This window comes from Nostoc sp. EspVER01, from assembly GCF_034530635.1.
Classification (GTDB): domain Bacteria; phylum Cyanobacteriota; class Cyanobacteriia; order Cyanobacteriales; family Nostocaceae; genus Nostoc.
On sequence record NZ_JAVRCS010000020.1, the window covers coordinates 72,254 to 91,502 of the forward strand.

General features: G+C 42.7%; 17 protein-coding genes. 10 read left to right on the top strand and 7 right to left on the bottom strand.

The features are described 5' to 3' along the window. Nucleotides 1-95: 95 nt before the first annotated feature. The 3 genes from mreC to ribD all read left to right on the top strand — a co-directional run bounded on the left by mreC (nucleotide 96) and on the right by ribD (nucleotide 3,098). Nucleotides 96-890, top strand: coding sequence for a rod shape-determining protein MreC (mreC, locus tag RMX69_RS17805; RefSeq protein WP_322638251.1), 795 nt, complete (start codon nucleotides 96-98; stop codon nucleotides 888-890). Between the two features lie 25 nt (nucleotides 891-915). Further along, nucleotides 916-1,533: a rod shape-determining protein MreD gene (gene mreD, locus RMX69_RS17810; RefSeq protein WP_289798865.1), complete on the top strand. Its 618-nt coding sequence runs from the start codon at nucleotides 916-918 to the stop codon at nucleotides 1,531-1,533. A gap of 347 nt (nucleotides 1,534-1,880) precedes the next feature. Continuing rightward, nucleotides 1,881-3,098: a bifunctional diaminohydroxyphosphoribosylaminopyrimidine deaminase/5-amino-6-(5-phosphoribosylamino)uracil reductase RibD gene (gene ribD / locus RMX69_RS17815; protein ID WP_322638274.1), complete on the top strand. Its 1,218-nt coding sequence runs from the start codon at nucleotides 1,881-1,883 to the stop codon at nucleotides 3,096-3,098. Between the two features lie 39 nt (nucleotides 3,099-3,137). Here the strand turns inward: ribD and RMX69_RS17820 are convergent, their stop codons facing one another. The 3 genes from RMX69_RS17820 to RMX69_RS17830 form a co-directional block, all read right to left on the bottom strand. Beyond that, complete coding sequence (locus RMX69_RS17820) at nucleotides 3,138-3,356, bottom strand: hypothetical protein (RefSeq protein ID WP_292740664.1); 219 nt, start codon at nucleotides 3,354-3,356, stop codon at nucleotides 3,138-3,140. A 387-nt stretch (nucleotides 3,357-3,743) separates the two neighbouring features. Beyond that, on the bottom strand, nucleotides 3,744-5,558 hold the full coding sequence (locus RMX69_RS17825) for a protein kinase domain-containing protein (protein WP_322638252.1): 1,815 nt from the start codon (nucleotides 5,556-5,558) through the stop codon (nucleotides 3,744-3,746). A gap of 493 nt (nucleotides 5,559-6,051) precedes the next feature. Continuing rightward, nucleotides 6,052-7,104 carry a hypothetical protein gene (locus RMX69_RS17830; RefSeq protein ID WP_322638253.1) on the bottom strand — a complete coding sequence of 351 codons (1,053 nt, stop codon included), beginning with the start codon at nucleotides 7,102-7,104 and terminating at the stop codon, nucleotides 6,052-6,054. A gap of 478 nt (nucleotides 7,105-7,582) precedes the next feature. Here RMX69_RS17830 and RMX69_RS17835 point away from each other — a divergent pair, with 478 nt between their 5' ends. From RMX69_RS17835 to RMX69_RS17860, 6 genes are all read left to right on the top strand, one after another. Next, complete coding sequence (locus RMX69_RS17835; protein WP_289798868.1) at nucleotides 7,583-9,511, top strand: alpha-amylase family glycosyl hydrolase; 1,929 nt, start codon at nucleotides 7,583-7,585, stop codon at nucleotides 9,509-9,511. A 220-nt stretch (nucleotides 9,512-9,731) separates the two neighbouring features. Further along, nucleotides 9,732-11,306, top strand: coding sequence for a CPBP family intramembrane glutamic endopeptidase (locus RMX69_RS17840; protein ID WP_289798871.1), 1,575 nt, complete (start codon nucleotides 9,732-9,734; stop codon nucleotides 11,304-11,306). 821 nt (nucleotides 11,307-12,127) lie between these two features. Continuing rightward, nucleotides 12,128-12,403 carry a TM2 domain-containing protein gene (locus RMX69_RS17845; RefSeq protein ID WP_289798872.1) on the top strand — a complete coding sequence of 92 codons (276 nt, stop codon included), beginning with the start codon at nucleotides 12,128-12,130 and terminating at the stop codon, nucleotides 12,401-12,403. A 248-nt stretch (nucleotides 12,404-12,651) separates the two neighbouring features. Next, nucleotides 12,652-12,789, top strand: coding sequence for a hypothetical protein (locus tag RMX69_RS17850; protein ID WP_322638254.1), 138 nt, complete (start codon nucleotides 12,652-12,654; stop codon nucleotides 12,787-12,789). A 203-nt stretch (nucleotides 12,790-12,992) separates the two neighbouring features. Further along, nucleotides 12,993-15,494, top strand: a complete 2,502-nt coding sequence (locus tag RMX69_RS17855; protein WP_289798873.1) for a heavy metal translocating P-type ATPase — start codon at nucleotides 12,993-12,995, stop codon at nucleotides 15,492-15,494. Nucleotides 15,495-15,691: 197 nt separating this feature from the next. Next, nucleotides 15,692-16,180: an FHA domain-containing protein gene (locus RMX69_RS17860; protein WP_094352473.1), complete on the top strand. Its 489-nt coding sequence runs from the start codon at nucleotides 15,692-15,694 to the stop codon at nucleotides 16,178-16,180. Nucleotides 16,181-16,261: 81 nt separating this feature from the next. Here RMX69_RS17860 and RMX69_RS17865 read toward each other — a convergent pair whose 3' ends face one another. Beyond that, nucleotides 16,262-16,609 carry a hypothetical protein gene (locus RMX69_RS17865; RefSeq protein ID WP_289798874.1) on the bottom strand — a complete coding sequence of 116 codons (348 nt, stop codon included), beginning with the start codon at nucleotides 16,607-16,609 and terminating at the stop codon, nucleotides 16,262-16,264. Nucleotides 16,610-16,838: 229 nt separating this feature from the next. On the opposite strand from RMX69_RS17865, the gene RMX69_RS17870 reads away from it, so the two are divergent. Continuing rightward, on the top strand, nucleotides 16,839-17,759 hold the full coding sequence (locus tag RMX69_RS17870; RefSeq protein ID WP_322638255.1) for a TIGR01777 family oxidoreductase: 921 nt from the start codon (nucleotides 16,839-16,841) through the stop codon (nucleotides 17,757-17,759). A 113-nt stretch (nucleotides 17,760-17,872) separates the two neighbouring features. On the opposite strand, the gene RMX69_RS17875 is transcribed toward RMX69_RS17870, so the two are convergent. The 3 genes from RMX69_RS17875 to RMX69_RS17885 all read right to left on the bottom strand — a co-directional run bounded on the left by RMX69_RS17875 (nucleotide 17,873) and on the right by RMX69_RS17885 (nucleotide 19,119). Further along, nucleotides 17,873-18,118, bottom strand: a complete 246-nt coding sequence (locus tag RMX69_RS17875) for a hypothetical protein (protein ID WP_094352470.1) — start codon at nucleotides 18,116-18,118, stop codon at nucleotides 17,873-17,875. Between the two features lie 126 nt (nucleotides 18,119-18,244). After that, the gene (locus tag RMX69_RS17880; RefSeq protein ID WP_194045447.1) at nucleotides 18,245-18,667 is read right to left on the bottom strand and encodes a tetratricopeptide repeat protein; all 423 of its coding nucleotides are present in this window, start codon (nucleotides 18,665-18,667) and stop codon (nucleotides 18,245-18,247) included. A 95-nt stretch (nucleotides 18,668-18,762) separates the two neighbouring features. Continuing rightward, a complete protein-coding gene (locus tag RMX69_RS17885; RefSeq protein WP_289798876.1) occupies nucleotides 18,763-19,119 on the bottom strand; it encodes an iron-sulfur cluster assembly accessory protein in 357 nt (118 codons plus the stop codon). Between the last annotated feature and the right edge of the window lie 130 nt (nucleotides 19,120-19,249).

The window sequence follows — 19,249 nt, forward strand, 5'->3', positions numbered from 1 at the left end:
AAATATCAGAATTGAGTTCTATTTGAGTTCTATTTGGGTTCTATATAAATAGAATCCAAGTAGAACTTAATTTATATAAATACATACAGGTATATATGGTGACAATACGGCGTTGGTGGGATCGTAAAGGGTTGCAAATTGGGTTGTTAGCTTTAGCACTTGGTAGTGCTTGGATATTGCGGCAGACTCAAGGTGAACTAGTGCTTGAGACATACCAAGCAATTACTCGTCCATTAGAGATGTTGCAGTCAGGGCCAACTCCAGAAGAACGTCTCAGAGATGCCCGGATGATGGAATTGCAAACCCGTATAGTAGATTTGGAAAGTCAAAAGACAAAGTTACAAGATTTATTAGGCTATGTGGAAAAAGAGCCGCTGGCATCACGACCAATTCCAGCACGGGTTGTAGGACGTAGTGCTGACCAATGGTGGCAACAAGTTACGCTGAATCGCGGTGCGAATGCAGGGATTCAGGAAGGCTTCGTAGTCAAGGCAGAAGGCGGATTGGTTGGTCTGGTGGAGAGTGTAACTCCCAATACTAGCCGGGTGTTGTTAATCAGTGACCTCAAGAGTCAAGTGGGTGTATCAGTTAGCCGCACAGCAGCTAAAGGCGTTTTGCGAGGAGATTCTTCTGCTGAAGCTGTATTGGAGTTTTATGAAAAAGTTCCAAATGTCAAAGTAGGAGATTTAGTCTCCACATCTACTTACAGTCAGAAATTTCCATCTGGCTTGGCAGTAGGACGAATTAAGTCGCTGGATTTAAAGAAACTTCCGGCATCAGTGGCGAAAATTGAGCTTTTTCCGCCAATCCGCTCTCTCGATTGGGTAGCTGTTTATCCCAAGCCAGAAAACCAAGAGTCGGCAAATCAAGTGCCGCAAAAGTCTAAGTAAATTCTTTGAAAAAATCCATAGAAAAATGAAGATTCCTGCATTTGGTGGTAGCAGGCAGAAAAAGCCAAAATCGTCAGAGCGAAAATCGAAATTCCGAATCCAGCCGCTTGCTCGTTTGCATCCCGGTATACGTCAGTTGTTGGGTTGGATCGTGACGGCTAGTTCTGTACTATTATGTTTACTATTATTACCAACCCGATTCCCAGGTATGGAATTGTTGGGAATTGGCCCTAACTGGCTGTTAATTTGGGTGGTAGCTTGGAGTGTGAAGCGCACGGTGTTTGCCGGAGCATTGGCAGGTATAGTTCTGGGGCTACTTCAAGATTCGATGACATCACCTAGCCCGACTCATGCCATCAGTTTAGGTATTGTGGGGGCTTTAACTGCTCTGCTTCAGAAACAGCGTTTTATCGAAGAAGATTTTATTTCGATTGCTGTAATTGTTTTTGTTTTGGCAGTTTTAGCAGAAACTATCTTTGGGTTGCAATTAACTTTGCTCGGCAATGAGCGCAAAGTGACAGATATTTGGACATATTATCAGCGCGTCGCTCTTGCCTCTGCCATTCTGAGTAGTCTATGGGCACCTGTGGTCTATTATCCCCTGAATCTTTGGTGGCAGCGGATGAAATTGTTGGAGCAATAGTAAAGGGAGTTAGATACGCGATTAATCGCATCTGTACAAGAGTTAGGAGTAGAGATGCGATTAATCGTGTCTGTACAAGAGTTAGGAAGGGAATAGGTTACAGGTGACAGTAAAAAAATTATCTTTTGTACCCTGTAACCTAAATTTTTATGGAATTTGGGCAACCTCTGGCAATATGGATTCAAGCTACAGTGAACTGTAAGTATGAATATTACAGACTCATGTAAGTTGAGAGAGCCAATAATAGCGCCTAGATATTACTGTTTAATTATCAGGAGCAAAGCGCGATTCTCTTGTGGAGAGGCTGCGCGATCGCGTGCAGAATATTTACAGTGTTGCCTAAAATTATGGATAATTCCCCAGTGGTCGCTCAAGCAGATGCATCCTTACCAAATTACACTCAGGAAAATACACCAATAGTGGAGTCAGCAACTGGCTCGAATTCACCACCGAAGCCAAAGGTAGGAACTGACTTTGACTCTCGCATGATGCTGCGGTGTTTGGAACTGGCCCGTCGCGCTTTAGGGCGGACTTCGCCAAATCCGCTAGTGGGAGCGGTGATTGTTAAGGATGGCGAGATTGTTGGCGAAGGATTTCATCCTCGCGCAGGTGAGCCTCATGCAGAAGTGTTTGCCTTAAAAGCAGCAGGTGATCGCTCTCGTGGTGCAACAATTTATGTCAGCCTCGAACCTTGTAATCACTACGGACGTACTCCCCCTTGTTCGGAAGGATTGATCGAAGCAGGGGTGGCAAAAGTAGTAGTGGGTATGGTTGACCCCAATCCGCTGGTAGCTGGAGGTGGCATCGCCCGTTTACGGGCGGCGGGAATCGAAGTGTTGGTCGGAGTAGAAGAGTCAGCTTGTCGTCAGCTAAATGAAGCTTTTGTGCATCGCATTCTCTATAAGCGACCTATGGGGATTTTAAAATATGCCATGACTTTAGACGGCAAAATTGCTACTACCTCTGGTCATAGCGCTTGGGTGACAAGCCAAGAAGCCCGCAGCGAAGTACATCTAGTGCGGGCGGCTTGTGATGCCATAATTGTCGGCGGTAATACAGTCCGACAAGATAATCCTTATTTAACCAGCCATCAGGTAGGGGCACATAATCCCCTGCGGGTGGTGATGAGTCGCCATCTCAACTTACCGGAAAGTGCCCATCTGTGGCAAACTGCGGATGCTCCAACTTTGGTGTTGACACAGAAGGGTGCTAACCCCAACTTTCAAGAACTGTTGCTCAAGCAGGGTGTGGAGGTGGTGGAATTAGCGTCACTTACGCCGGATAAAGCAATGGCGTACTTATATGAACGAGGTTTTTGTAGCGTGCTGTGGGAGTGTGGTGGTACTTTAGCTGCTAGTGCGATCGCTCAAGGAGCAGTGCAAAAAGTTTTAGCATTTATTGCCCCAAAAATCATTGGTGGTAGTATTGCTCCCACACCAGTGGGCGATTTAGGTTTTACTACCATGACTGAGGCGTTGTCTTTAGAACGTGTTCGTTGGCGTGTAGTCGGCTCTGACTGCTTAGTGGAAGGTTATTTGTCCCAAAAAGCTAATAGTCAACAGTAATAACGCTTGACGATCAATCTATTTATCTTGATTTTGCAATCATGAACACTGGCGTTCATGGGCAAGATCGCGTATAAGGGCTAGTCGAGATTGAATGTAGTGGCTAAGAAAATCAGTTTCGTTAGAATCTAACAACACTTGCGTTTCGGTTTGTTTCACTAACCACTGCACCAAGCTAGCATCATCCAGTTGTAAAAGGAGCTTGGCTTGAGCGGTTTCAACCACTGACCAAAGCTGACGCATGATTGTAGGAGTCATCAGACCTCAATTGAATTAATTTAGCTTTGCTGTCTTCAGATTACACAATTCCAATCGCACTTTACGACATGAATGTAGAAGCTGAGACAAGTATTATTAAAAACTTAATAATGGTATTTATAACTTTATGAAGATTAAGAATTTGAAACTCAGTTTGACAATGGGTATGGGGAATTAGGCATGGGAAAGACAGGTTTTTATCGATTTAGTTGTAAAATCTAGAAAACAAATACACTAATTCTAAAAATTGGGTTTTTGTGTTTGAGAAGACTGAAATTATCTTGATTGTAGCCAAATAAAGTCAGTTTTTGAATCACTATATTGAATCCTGAGTCTGTCTTCTAGGATACAAAAATCTAACTTTTGAGAATGGTGTTTGCCAGAAAATTAACACTGTTTGGCTGTAGATGGATTTACAAAATCATGTAAATCTGCATCCCAAATGCTGATGTAAATAAAATTACATTCTTGGCGGATAATTTGACCCTTGACTGAGCCATTTTTAAAACTAAAATTATCAGATTGGCGCTGTTGTACCTGTTTGAGTCCTTGCTTAATTTCTTCAGTGGCTTGCCCTGCTAACATTCCATTTAAGGTAGTTTCCATTACTTCTAGGTCTACCGACTGGGCAAAAGATACCTCAGTTTGACGCAGCCTTTTAGAATTACGATCGAATAAGTAGCCAAGGTCAATTTTGTTTGGTACAAGTTTGTAAACGACAGCACGAGTGTTGCCCCATGCGCCTCTTAAATCTTGATTTGGTTTGCCGAGGGTAGCTTCTACAATGTTTCTTGTTGTACCTGTAGGGAATGCGGGAACGCTTTGTCTGCTGGCAGTGGCAGCTAATTTACTGCGCGGCTTGTTTTGTGGTGTGGAACGCGCTTCTGGTGTGGGAACTGAACTTGCCTCATTCTCTGGTTCTGGTTGTGGTGTGGATACTACTATCGGTGCTGGAGTCTCTGAAGTTATAGGCTCTTTTTCTGGCTGTGGTATGGGTATAACTGGGGGATTAGAGGTTGGCCGCTGTCGTGGTGGTGAGCTAGGGATAACTGGAACTGGAGATGTTTGGGAGGAAACGGGCGGTTCAGTAGATGCAGGAGCGGGAAAAGATTCTGGCGATGGCGTGGAACTTGTGGCAATGTTTGTTTCTGGTTGTTGCTGACGAATGATGCTAGGAATTGCTACTGCACCAATCAACCCACCTATGAGCAAACTACCAATAATCACAGCAGATTTTTGCCAGTTTCCAGGATTGGAAGAACCTGGAATCGCAGAATTGTTTTGCGGAGAATATAATGGCTGAGTTTGTCGAGTCGATGCATTGGGAGAAAAACTAACTGTGGGAGTATTTGTAGTTAACTCAGGAGGTATATTAGTAGCAGACTGCAAGGCATATAGCATTTTACTGGCAGTACTGTAGCGATCGCCAGCATGAGGCTTAATTGCCTGATTGAGTACTGCTGCCAATTGAGAAGAAACGGTAGGGGCGTGCTGCTGCCAAAGTATTTCCCCAGTTTTTAAATCGGTTACTAGTTCTTGCGGGTGTTTGCCAGTCAGCAGATAAATTGCCGTTAAACCTAAGCTGTAGATATCAGTGGCGTAAACTGGGCGGCCAACGGCTTGTTCGCTAGGCATATATCCCGGCGTACCAATAACAAGCGATCGCGTGGGGTATCCTGGAGAATTCACCACTGAACGGATTGTTTCTTTGACTGCACCAAAATCAATCAAAACTGGCTCGTTATCAACAGAACGCAGAATAATGTTATCTGGCTTGATATCCCGGTGAATAATGCCTTTGCTATGGACATAATCTAAAACTGAAAGCAGACTCAAGAGAATTTGCCGAACAGCAGTTTCACTCTCAAATCCTTTGGCTTCGACAATTTTTGTCAGGGTTTGACCGTGAATCCATTCTTGGACGAGGTAAAACTGCCCGTTTTCAGAAAAGTAGGCGTAGAGTTTGGGAATTTGGTGACTACTTTCACCCAAATACTCCAAGGTTGCGGCTTCCCGTTCAAACCGTTGTTGGATAAGTTGGTAGGTTTGCGGGTCATTATTGGTTATTGGTTTTAGTTGCTTGATTACACAGCGACGGCGAGAAGGCATATGGACATCTTCTGCTAGAAAGGTTTCGCCAAACCCACCAGCGCCGATTACCTGGATAACTTGATAGCGATTGTTTAGCAGGGTTATTGTCATGAAAAATTATTAGCGTAGACACCCAGTGCAGAGCCGGAGACTTGTTGTCTTCTCCGAACTTGTCGTCAGACATTGCCCTTTCCAAATGTACATCACATAAGCGAAGCCAGGGCGAATATACTCTGGTGAAATTAAATATGCGTTATCATGAACCCTTGTAGAGACGTAGCAGTGCTACGTCCCTCCATTCTTTTTCAGCACATACAGTGGATTTCAAGTTAAGCTAATCGGCATTTAAGTTGCATAAAAGCAGGGCTGAAGCCCTTACTACAAGCGAATCATTCTAGAAAAATGAATGACGATTAGCTTAGTGAAGTACACATACTAAGTCTCAAAGCCAGGTACAAAGCCTGTTTGACTTCTGTTAGCGCAGCGGGGCGCAGCTCATTCTGACTTCTGAATTCTGAATTCTGCTGTATCTAATGCAAGTCGATGCATTGGCATCGCAGAATCCTGCAAAATTTACTTCGCTACGAATGAATGAAATACTGTACTAAGCGAACTCTATAGTCTCAACAAACTCTAAAATACTTTCTTTGATGTCTTCAGCCTCTTCCTCAACAGAATCAGGAGTTTCGCCGTTGATAAAGCTGTGCTGACTACTAACTATATACAAAAATTCACCACTGATAAAGGTGAGCAAACCCCGGTACGCATCTAATCTGATCGCAGTTCCATTATTTTCTTGCTTAGAAATTGTGGAACCTTTGGGCATATCAATTAATACGTAGTAAGCACCTCGCAAAGTATTTTCCAGATATTCAGTATATTCCACAGAAGCATCTGGTACATTGGCAAAAATCGCTTGAGGTACATACTTATCTACTAAAATTGTTTGTAAATATTCTTCTTGTCCAACAGACTCCAATTCCTCTAACTGTTCTAGGGGGAAAGGATAATAATCGATTCTCAGTAAAGTACCGATGTCATCAGAAAAGCCAACTACTCCTTCCTGGCTTTGAATTCTACCGCCCTGCTGCGGATCAACCGGAATTGGCACGGTAAAATTACCTAAAGGGGATTGATAGGTCTGTTCGCTAAAATCTTCGATGACCACTGTTTCATCATCATCATCGTCTGCATATTCTTCCTCTTCTGCTTCTTTAAAGGCTGCAATTACCTCCTTGATGATTTCCTCTGCTTCTTCATCCTCAAGTTCTAAAGCTGCTTGTAGCTTTTTCAGGTAGGCTTGTTTTGGTTTGGGGATGGCGAGGTCATCGTCTAAAAGCACTATTACCCCAGCAGCAAAACCATCTAGCACTAATTCATCTGAGAGAGATACTTTGGCGGCATTAAACAGGGGCCCAATTCCCTCTTCTTCGGCAATGGAGATGAGTCTATCAACTATTTCTGCAATTTCATCTTCTGAGTATTCCTCGAAAACCTCGAATTCCCAGAGGATACCCGCTAAACTTTCTGCATCTACCTCTTCAATAAATGAATCAGCGATCGCAGTCACAGTTGCGATCGCCGCCACTGCTTCCTCTGGACTTAGTGATTCCTCTGATGTCTTTGGTGAGTTAAAAACCTTGTCATACTTGGTCATAATTGCTACCTAAATTAATTCCTTGATAGTAATAACAGATTGAAAGTGACAATGGTCAGTTTACCAATGGAGCGAATCTTCTAGAGAAAAAGTTGGCTTATACGTGGTTTACTCAGTATTGCTCAGGTGTAACAAAACTTCATTGACAACTAATTTCCCAGGAGTTGAGGTTTTCTAAAATCTGTTGTCGAATATACACTTAAACACGAGCTAGGCTCAATATTTACCGCAAGTCAATTTAATTAAATATTGTAAATTTTTGTAACCCAGCAATTATCATTAATAACTGCTATATTCCTTTATTTTTATCCTCTAGCAGATGAATTATATCTACCGATAGAATTATAAACTAGCTAGCGATAGATACCTACACCGTAGGCAGGATGTCACAATACCGAAGTTTGTAGTGACACACAATACTTGAAACGTTGTAGTGTTGGTTCTGCAAGTGTGAATTAGATGAAATTTTGAGTTTTTTATGGTACAAACCCCACCATCCCAGTTTTCACCAGATCAATATAAAGTAGATCCTGCAAAGGAAAATGTAGAAGCTCTTATACAAGAACCGCAGTTAGATATTGAGATTGCTCTAGAGTTCCTTTACACCAGAGATATTGAATTTCGTCAGGAAACAATTTATTTTCTCGTAGTCGATCGCTTTTATGATGGCGATCCAGATAATAGCGAAGGTGCAAACTCAGAACTGTACGATCCAACTAGACAAGATTGGGGTAAGTACTGGGGTGGCGACTTGCAAGGTGTTATCGATAAATTAGATTATCTCAAAAATATGGGAGTTACCGCTCTTTGGTTAACTCCTCTGTTCGAGCAGGTTGAAGAGTTATTTGTTGGCAATGCAGCAATACATGGCTATTGGACAAAAGACTTTAAACGGATTAATCCTCGATTCATTGCGGAGGGAGAGAACCCTTCTTTAAACGCCACTCAAGAAGAGAAAAATACAACTTTCGATCGGTTAATTACAGAAATGCACAAGCGCAATATGAAGCTAGTGCTGGATATTGTCTGCAACCATAGCACACCTGATACTAGCGGTAGTAAAGGTGAATTGTATGATGATGGTGTCAAAATTGCTGATTTCAATGATGATGTCAATCATTGGTATCACCACTATGGCGAAGTGCAAAATTGGGAAGATGATTGGCAAGTACAAAACTGTGAACTAGCTGGTCTAGCAACCTTTAATGAAAATAATACTGAATATCGAGAGTATATTAAGTCAGCAATTAAACAATGGCTAGACCGGGGTGTGGATGCACTGCGGGTGGATACTGTCAAGCATATGCCGATCTGGTTTTGGCAAGAATTCACTGGCGAGATGAGCAATCACAAACCAGATGTATTCATTTTTGGTGAATGGATTTATAGTAATCCAACTGACGATCGCTCAGTGGAATTTGCCAATCACTCAGGCATGACACTTCTGGACTTTGGGTTATGCGTGGCAATTCGAGCTGCACTAGGGCAAGGTTCAGAAATGGGATTCCAAACAATTCAATATATTTTTGACCAAGATCATTGCTACAACGGGGCAACAGAGCTAGTTACCTTCATTGATAACCATGATATGTGCCGTTTCCAATCGCTGAATCCCGATCCAGCGATGCTGAAGGTTGCGATCGCTTTAATTATGACCTGTCGCGGCATTCCCTGCATATATTACGGCACAGAACAGTATCTGCATAACGACACTGATGGCGGTAACGACCCGTACAACCGCCCAATGATGGAAAATTGGGATACTGAGAGTGAGATTTATCGTTGCATTAGACTGCTGTCTGGCTTACGACGACTGAATCCAGCCGTGTCAATGGGTAGCCACTGGCAAAAATACTTAACACCGGATGTTTACTGCTATGTACGCCGCTATCGTGACTCTGCGTGTTTTGTCGCTTTAAACCGGGGAGGAGAAGTTACTCTCCCAGAAGTAGAAACAGAATTACCCGATGGCGAACATACCTGCGTGGTGACTCGCAACAAGTATGAGGTGAAAGATGGCAAGATTTATGACCTAGTACTAGAAGAACGGGGAGTGATTGTTTTCAGCCACGTTGGCGAACGGATAAAAGCACAAACAATTGTCCGCGTCCAACTCAATGGCGTAGAGACCCAACCTGGTGAAATCATTGTGGTGACAGGAGATTGCCCAGAGTTAGGTAACTGGGATATCAGCAAAGCCTATCCCCTAGAGTACATCAACACCAATACTTGGTTTGCCGAGATTCCCTTTGATGAAAGTGCTGGTAAGCTAATTGCTTATAAATATGCCATGTGGCGGGAAGGGCGATCGCCTCTGCGCGAAAATCTCGTAAATCGCCGCTGGGTGATTGCGAAAGAAGGTACTGTCAAATGGCGTGATACTTGGGCATCGGGAAGAGAATCTTAGAAATATAGAATGAAGAGTGAAGAGTCAAGGATTAAAATTTTGATTCTTCACTCTTCATTATTTATAAATTTTGAGTACTAAAAAATACACAACTTGAAATTAATCAAAGGAGTAATTGCTAGATTCCTTTAATATTGATGATATCTATCCACCTCTGACTTTTTATTGCGATAATTCCCAAGGGGGACGCGCTCTCCACTGGTCAGTTAAAGGGGGATAGATGACACTCAAGCGGTTGGTTTTATTTTTTGTGATGACGCCGATAGCAGTTCTGTTAGCAGTTTCGGCTTTATTCGGCAGTTGGCAAGAACCTCAATTTCAAAGTCGTTTGGAACTATACCAAACAAATATTGCTTTACAAGCCCAAGCTTGGCAATCAGAAGATAGCGGTGATGACAAACTCCAGACCATTCGGGAAGCAATACTTGGTGAGCAACCCCTAGAAAGCGCTACAAAGCAGTATCAGGAGGCGCGTCAATCAGTTCAAGCTAATTTAGACAAAGTTAACAACAAACTTGCACAATTACGCTCTCAAGCTGAAATAACTCCCACGCCTCCGAAACCTCTACCAGACGCTCCTCCCACTATTAAAACTTCTAAACAGGGACAGCAACAGTTACAGCAGTCTTTTAAGCAATTACAAAAATTACTGGCTGAATTAGACCTGCGTTTGGGAATCTTACAAGCACAGCAAGGACAGACAGATACAGCCTTCAAGACTTGGAGCGAATTACAACAACGCTCAGATATTAATTCAGGGTTTTGGGAAACCGCCGCTGTATTGACTGGACTGTGGAGCAATCCTCCTCGTATCCTCCCAAATGCTCAAGAACCAATTCAAAAGAATTTAGAAGGTTGGTTTCGCTCTACTGCTTTGGTTAAGTTATACCAACTTCAGCAACGACAAGATGCGTTATCAGCAGTAAAAGCCGCACAACAAGAATCTTCTGCTCAAGCAGTTGTTAAATTGGCAGTTATTGGCACTATTCCCACCTTGGCAGCTTTAATTGGTCTAATACTGCTGATTTTATTATTTGCTCAACGCTTGTTGAAAGGAAAAGCCTCGTTATTAGCTCAAAATGCTGATATCCCTTGGTCAACGCCTTGGGGTGGTGAAACGGTTTTGCAGGTTTTTATCATTGGCTTTTTCTTCATGGGGCAAATTTTTGTACCTTTGGTGATATCACTGCTACCTATCCCGCGTCCCATTGTAGATGTACGACTTCAGGCATTTTCTGTGTTGGTTAGTTACTTCTTGGTGGCATTAGGTGCGCTGTTAGTACTGTATTTCTCTCTCAAGCGCTTTTTTCCACTACCAGAATTCTGGTTTCGCTTCCGTTTTCAAGATAACTGGTTTTTGTGGGGACTGGGAGGCTATTGCACGGCTTTACCTGTAGTTGTGGTGGTATCTTTGATTAATCAGCAGCTATGGCAAGGACAGGGCGGGAGTAATCCTCTGTTGCAACTAGCCCTGGAAAGCCAAGATGGTATCGCACTTGGTATATTTTTCTCTACGGCTGCGATCGCAGCTCCATTTTTTGAAGAAATCCTATTTCGTGGTTTTTTGTTACCCTCTCTAACTCGTTACTTACCCGTGTGGGGATCGATTCTGATCAGTAGTTTGTTGTTTGCGATCGCTCACCTCAGCTTATCGGAAATTCTCCCCCTGACCGCATTGGGCATTGTCTTGGGAGTAGTCTACACGCGATCGCGCAATCTCCTCGCTCCTATGCTCCTCCACAGCCTTTGGAATAGTGGTACGCTATTAAGTTTATTCATTTTGGGTAGCACTTAATACTAGTACAATACTGTTGCCAAAAACAAAAATATCTGATTTTATCACCATAGGTAGAGACAATTTACTAGTAATAATTGGTTATAAGCATAAATACTAGCTGAAAACCCAATTACGATAATGGCGAAAGCAAATTAAAGAATGCTATTAACATAGACAACAAACTATCTAGTTAAGCATTTATTCTCATTCGGGTAGATTTGAGCCATTTTTCGAGATGTTAATTGTCTTCTTGAACCATTTTTAGCTGTCATAAATTGGAATGCAATTCCGGTTTGCGCTCATGGAAGTGGGGATCGGTAACTAAAAAGCGGTTAGAAAGATATGGAAGATGCCTTTTGCGCTTCTAGATTCCCACTAGCCACACAGTTGTCTTGCCATTGTTGCGATGTCTACGGTGTCACTGAGCGTAGCCGTTCGCGCAGCGTCTCGTAGAGAAGTGCGGGCTACGCCTACGCAAAAACATCCGGAAAGAATACTGATGGACTTGTAAAAAGTGGTGTATGTAGCAGCTTTTGCTGATTATTTAAGATTGATTCTGCTCAAGATAAATTTCTGAGCTAAAAATCTGCAAAACTGCTGCACCAGGGTTTGTGATCGTCAAATCCAGCAAAAGTCATCAAGGAGCGCCAGTTCGGTCTAAACTGCAAGACATCTTGGCGTCTCCTCTGGAATAAAAGCACGCTGATTTTAATTATTCATCTTGAGACTTGCTCAGACTGAAAAAATTAAAAATCTATTTATTAAGCAAGTAAATGTATTTGCTTCCATTACAATAAAGACTTTATTTTTATACTCACTTATCAAGGAGCAGCACTTATATGGCAAATCTCAACCCCAGTCACCCTACCAAACAACTTCTCGCTGGTTACTGTGGCATTATCCTGGGAGCATTCGGAGTTCATAAGTTTATTTTAGGATACGCTTCGGAAGGCTTTATCATGTTAGTGATTTCTGTAGTTGGGGGTTCTTTTACCTACGGCGTTGCTTTGTTAGTTATGCAACTTGTAGGTCTAATTGAAGGCATGATTTACTTAAATAAATCCCCTGAAGGATTTGTAAATACCTATTTTGTGAATAAGCAAGGCTGGTTCTAGTGCAAGAATAGCTTTCTTGCTGGAAGCAGAAAATGATACCCACTTCCAAGCTTAGGATTGCAGCAAAAGCGCAGGGATAAAGGGCAGCAACCCAAAGAAAGATCCTTTTTCCCTTTCGCTTCACCCTTAGCAGAAGTTATATAGCACTTCTACCTCCTATATTTATTTTTATTGATATGCTTATTTTCAAAACTAAACAGCTTAATTGGGCAATATTCTTCTTGTTAGGCTTAGGATATTTCAGTGTTATGTCTCATTTAGAAATCAACTATTTCTTCAAAAACCTGATTGCGATCGCGCCAATACAGGTGGCAGCAATTATTTATGTCACTTATCGACGTTGGAACTGTCAACCCCCTGTAGGGGAATTAAAAATTAAAAATTAAAAATTAAAAACTCTACAGATAAATCTAGGAACTTGGAACCTTGAATTAAGTACAGCGATAGTCGTTCATGCCCAACAAAGTACGATAAATTAATAATTTTAATATGGTTGACATTGAGTCATAGTTCCATATTTAGCCTACGCTCGAATTAGAGACGCTTTTAGTCAGGCGTTGAATTTCTGTAGCGAATCTAAACACAAGCCATGCAACTTGTCCCGAAAACTAAGCCAGCCCTAGAACTTGACCCAATCCTAGAGAAGATTATTTTAGATGTTGGGGGTATGAAGTGTGCTGGGTGTGTGAACGCAGTAGAGCGACAGCTGATCCAACATCCAGGAGTCAAGAGTGCCTGTGTGAACCTGGCCACAGAGGTAGCAGTTGTAGAGTCAGAAGTTGGTGCAATAGATGTAGATGCACTGGCACAGCGATTAACAGCCGTTGGATTCCCGACTCAACCCCGAAAAGCTAATGGCACAGTAGCAGGCGAAATATCGACCTTACCAGATCCAGCAGAACGACAACGCCGAGAAATGCGTTCTTCTCTATGGCAGTTAGCGATCGCTGCAATCTTACTATTATTGTCGGGAAGTGGACATTTTGGTAATCTTGGTAGCTCAGTGCTGCCAGTGCTAAATAACATCTGGTTTCACTGTGGACTGGCGACAGTAGCGCTGTTAATTCCCGGTCGTCCGATTTTAGTAGATGGCTGGCTGGGCTGGCGGCGAAATGCGCCTAACATGAACACCCTAGTGGGATTGGGAACGCTGACAGCCTACATTGCAAGTTTAGTAGCGTTGCTTTTTCCCCAATTGGGTTGGGAATGCTTCTTTGACGAGCCAGTAATGATGCTGGGCTTTATTCTCTTAGGAAGGACATTAGAGCAACAAGCTAGAGGTCGCGCGGCGGCTGCATTTAGGAAATTACTAGCACTCCAGCCACTCTTAGCGCGATTAATCGCCAACCCAGAAAAAGCCGGAATGGGTTCTTCTAGTGTTGAGATTCCTGCTGAACAAGTGCGTGTCGGTGAATGCTTACAAGTGCTACCAGGCGATAAAATCCCCGTTGATGGTGAAGTGGTGGTTGGTCAAACAACGGTTGATGAATCCATGTTGACTGGGGAATCAGTACCAGTAATCAAAAAACCAGGAGATATGGTGACAGGGGGGACACTAAACCAGTCAGGAGCGATCGCTATTCGGGCAACCCGGATTGGAAGTGATACAACTCTAGCTCAAATTGTCGCCCTAGTAGAAGCTGCACAAACTCGGAAAGCACCAGTACAGAAATTAGCAGATACAGTAGCTGGTTACTTTACCTACGGTGTGTTGACGGCATCTGTCTTAACATTTGGATTTTGGTACTTTTTCGGTACTCACATCTGGACTGATATCACCATGTCTGGTGGTATGGAAATGATGAACCACGCTACACATAACGCCCATTCCTCTCCCTTATTAATTAGTTTAAAACTAGCGATCGCAGTTATGGTAGTCGCCTGTCCCTGTGCTTTGGGACTTGCCACACCAACAGCCATTCTCGTGGGAACTGCTATGGGCGCAGAACGAGGTTTGTTAATCAAAGGTGGCGACGTTTTAGAAAGAGTACACCAGTTAAACACCGTAGTATTTGATAAAACTGGCACTCTCACCACAGGTAATCCCATTGTCACAGATTGTCTGTTAATTGAGGAAATGGGGAATGGCGAGTGCGCAATAGGGAGTAGTCAACCCTACTCCCTAATTCAACTAGCAGCAGCCGTAGAAAGCGGTACTCACCATCCCCTAGCAAAAGCGATTCAGCAAGAGGCACAACGGCAACAGTTATCGATTCCAGAGGCTGTAGACTTTCACACGGAACCAGGGCTAGGGGTATCTGCTGTGGTAGAGGGCACAGTTGTATTGTTGGGTAACTGGGAATGGTTGAGTTGGCACGGCATTGCAATTAACGAAACCACACAACAGGTAGCACAGGATTTAGCAACAGATGGTAAAACAGTCGTTTGTGTAGCAATTGGCGGAACTTTAGCCGGACTAATTGGTGTTTCTGATACCCTCAGATCGGATGCTCGATCCACTGTAGATAAGTTGCGTCAAATGGGCTTACGGGTAATGTTGCTCAGTGGCGATCGCCTAGAAGCAGCTAGTGCCATAGCCAAACAACTAGGATTAGATAGCGCTGATGTAATAGCAGGTGTTCCCCCAGCTAAAAAAGCGGCGGCAATACAGTCTCTCCAGTTAGAAGGGACAAGGGGACAAGGGGGACAAGGAGACAAGGGGGCAAAGAAAACTCCTAACTCCTCACTCTTAACTCCTAACTCCCCACTCCTAACTCAGCACTCGGTAGTCGCAATGGTAGGAGATGGAATCAACGATGCTCCAGCTTTATCCCAAGCTGATGTAGGAATTGCTTTACACTCCGGGACAGATGTGGCGATGGAAACTGCTGAAATTATTTTAATGCGCGATCGCCTAAACGATGTCGTCGAATCTATTCAGCTTAGTCGGGCCACTTTCAACAAAATCCGCCAAAATTTATTCTGGGCTTTTGCATATAATACACTTGGCATTCCTTTAGCAGCAGGTGTTTTATTCCCTAGTCTGGGTTTTGTGCTTAACCCATCTGGTGCTGCTGCATTAATGGCTTTTAGCTCTGTTAGCGTCGTCACCAACTCAATATTATTACGGCGATTCGCTCATCGCCCGTAGAAAACTCCTTTACAAGTCCAATTTGCCAGCACAAATCTTGGTTATCAAAACACAATTCAGGAGTCAGTCTTCAGATTAAGACACTTACCAAAGCTATCATAGCTACTGGAGTAGAACGGCCATGTTCTACTCTTTCAAGGTATTATGCAATTTTAAAGCTTATTTAGATTAGCACCACAGAGTGATGGTGCGCGAAAATGGCAAGATACGATACTAAACAAATCTTAATCAATTACAGTTCCACCGATTTGTCAATGGCAGCAGAAACTAATGAAAACCATCTACTAATTATTGAAGACGATCAAGGTCGCAAAGAATTTTCTCTGGAGCACCCCGTCTACTCTATTGGTAGAGACCGCGAATGTAATATCCGTTTAATGTCGCAGTTTGTCTCCCGCCGCCATGCCACATTAGTGAGATTGCCACGAGAGCATAATAGTCATAGCTACTATTACCGGATTGTAGATGGCGATGCCAAAGGTAAGCCTAGTTCTAATGGTTTGATGATTAATGGACGCAAGATACCAGCCCACGATCTCAGAAATGAAGACGAGATCGTTTTTGGGCCTCAAGTACGTGCCATTTATTACCTTTTAAGAAATACTCAGCGTTTAGGACAAACAGATTCGAGTGAGTATGATATTACACTAATAAACCCCGGGATGGCCGAGGATTTAGAGGAGTAAGCGAGTGAATTATAACTACCAATTACAGTCTGACACTTCCACAGCTTCAAGCCGTGGGAGTATCAATTCAATCACCAAAGCTTATCCTGCAATACTTTCAATCAAATGCCAATGACGGCTACTTTCAATAGATTGCTTGATTAACTCAAACATTTGTCGGCAGTAATTATCTAGGTGAATTGGTAGTTCTTCATTTTTAATCACAATACTCATGCGAGTTTCCGTTTCAGTAGATTTTGATTTATCAATCAGTACTTCTACTGTTATTAATTTAGGAAAAGGAACATTTCCAGGAACCTCACGACCGATAATATATTCGGCTGTGTGATATTGAATATCCAACTGACAGTCCTGTAGAAGTTCTACAAGTAACGGCAACAGATGGTCACTAGGAACAGAAACAATAAATGAACAGGTATAGCGAGCCATAATAGCCCCAAGCCTTGCAACACTCCGTCCATCCTATAATACCGAAGTATCTAAATATAAAGTCATTAAAAAATCAAAGTTTTTCAGAGCAGGTACAGATATACAGTCAACGAAGAGGCAGGACACTTCGACTACGCTCAGTGACCTCCTGCCTCCTGCCCTCTGACTTCTTTGGTAAGCTGAAAGTTTGATCAAAAACTTTACAATAAAGGTTTGGCTGAGGTAGAAAATGAAAGTCGCAATTACTGGGGCAACAGGATTTGTCGGTAGTCGTTTGGTACAACGATTACACGGGGAAGGTCATAAAACAGTAGTATTAACTCGGAATACCACTTTTGCTCAAAAGGTTTTTCCCTCTGAGGCTTTCCCTAATGTAGAAATTGTTGCCTATACACCAAATGCATCTGGTTCTTGGCAAGGTGTCATCGCTAGTTGTGATGGCGTAGTTAATTTGGCAGGAGAACCTATTGGTGAAGGACGCTGGACACCAGAACGGAAACAAGAAATCCTCAATAGCCGAAAGTTAGGTACACAAAAAATAGTTGAAGCAATAGCCAACGCTAATCCTCAACCATCAGTGTTAATTAACGCTTCAGCTATTGGCTACTACGGCACCAGTGAAACGGCTACCTTTGATGAAACCAGTCTATCTGGTAACGATTTTCTTGCCCAAGTCTGCCAAGCCTGGGAAGCTGAAGCGAGAAAAGTAAAAGATGCTGGTGTGCGACTGGTAATTCTGCGTTTTGGAATTGTTCTGGGCAATGGTGGTGCTTTAGGTAAAATGATTCCGCCTTTCAAACTCTTTGCTGGCGGGCCTATTGGCAGTGGTCGGCAGTGGTTCTCATGGATTCACGTAGACGATTTAGTTAACCTGATTTTGCAAGCTTTAACTAAACCGGAAATAGAAGGTGTATATAATGCCACTGCCCCTAACCCAGTTCGGATGGCAGATTTAAGCCAAGCTTTGGGACAAGTGATGAATCGACCTTCTTGGTTGCCTGTTCCTGCTTTTGCGATCGAAGCTCTTTTAGGAGACGGGGCTATAGTAGTTTTAGAAGGTCAGCAAGTTATCCCAAAACGCACTGTGCAAACAGGCTTTGAGTACAAATATCCTAATTTGCAACCGGCATTAACACAAATTCTTACATAGATTCAAAGGGAGTGCGGAGCAAGAATTTTAGATTTTGGATTTTAGATCGAAATTTAATCCAAAATCTCAAATCCAAAATCCAAAATTGAATTGCCCCATGCCTTATTCTTTGACTATTGACTAGAAAGAAATTTTTTGGAAACCCAACTGATAATACCGCTGAGAATTGCACCGCCCATGAGAATGCCAATTGCGGGGTTAAACAAGGGTTGCCACAGTTGATGCCACAAATCTAAACCCAAGTTTACTCCAGCGGCATCACCGATCGCAGCGATCGCTAACCAGCCAAAACCAAACAAAACCAAAAAAACATCGGCGACTAAAACCATGTTTAGCCAATTTAACAATTTATCTTTCATGATTGGATTGGGGAATGGGAAATTGGGAATGGGGCAATTCAATTTTGGATTTAAGATTTTGGATTAAATTTCAATCTAAAATCCAAAATCTCAAATCTAAAATTCTTACTCCCCACTCCCCATCTTTTACTTTTCAAACAGCCAATTTTTGACTTTTGTTAAACTCTGCCAATCTGGTTTTCTACTTAAACCGTCCTCAATACTATTTTTTATTTCATCGCTCCATTCTTCATTGACAAATATCAACTGCTGTGCTATGTCAATGTGTTCCCGCAAACCTTTTTGCTTTGTTTCCAGCATTGCTAAGGCGAGATTGATTCTAGCCTGGGGATCTTGGGGATTTAACTTGACTGCCTTCTGTCCAGCTTTGTAAGCCAAATTGGGTTTGTTGTCGAGTAGATACAACCATGCTAAACAAACCCAAGCAGCACTAGTTTTAGGAGCGCGATCGCACACTTCTTTAAATACAGGGATTAAAGATTCTGCTGATTCTCCTGCTTTATAGCGTTCTAAACCTGTATCAAACAGGGATTCAACTGTATTAGTCATTGGTCATTAGTCATTGGTCATTAGCCACTTGTACTGAGCGTAGTCGAAGTATTGGTCATTTGCAAAAGACAAATGACAAAGGACAACTGACAATATTACACCCCAAATGACTTGCCGCAACCACAAGTTTGATTAGCATTGGGGTTAGTAAATTGGAAACCACCGCCAATCATGGCATCGCTGTAATCGAGCATTAAACCGTAGAGATATAACAAACTCTTGCGATCGCTGACAATTTTAAAGCCGTCATAGTCAAAAACTTCATCATCAGGGGTGATTTTGCTGGTATCTTCAAAATCCATCATGTAAGACATCCCAGAACAGCCACCCTGACGCACTCCTACCCGTAAGCAGAAGTCTGTGCCTTGCTTGTCCCGGAGGGATTTTACCTGGTGCAATGCGGCTTCGCTCAACAGAATTCCGCGTTGTTGAGGCTGAATTGCTTGTGTCATCTGCTTTTCAACTCCTTAATTAGTATAAGCGTTACCCTATATCGGCTTGTAATGCTTCTGGGTTGCTCGTTAAGTGTTTTTGTATTCATTCTAGCGGCTTAGATGTTGCTAGATACCAAATTGTAAACAC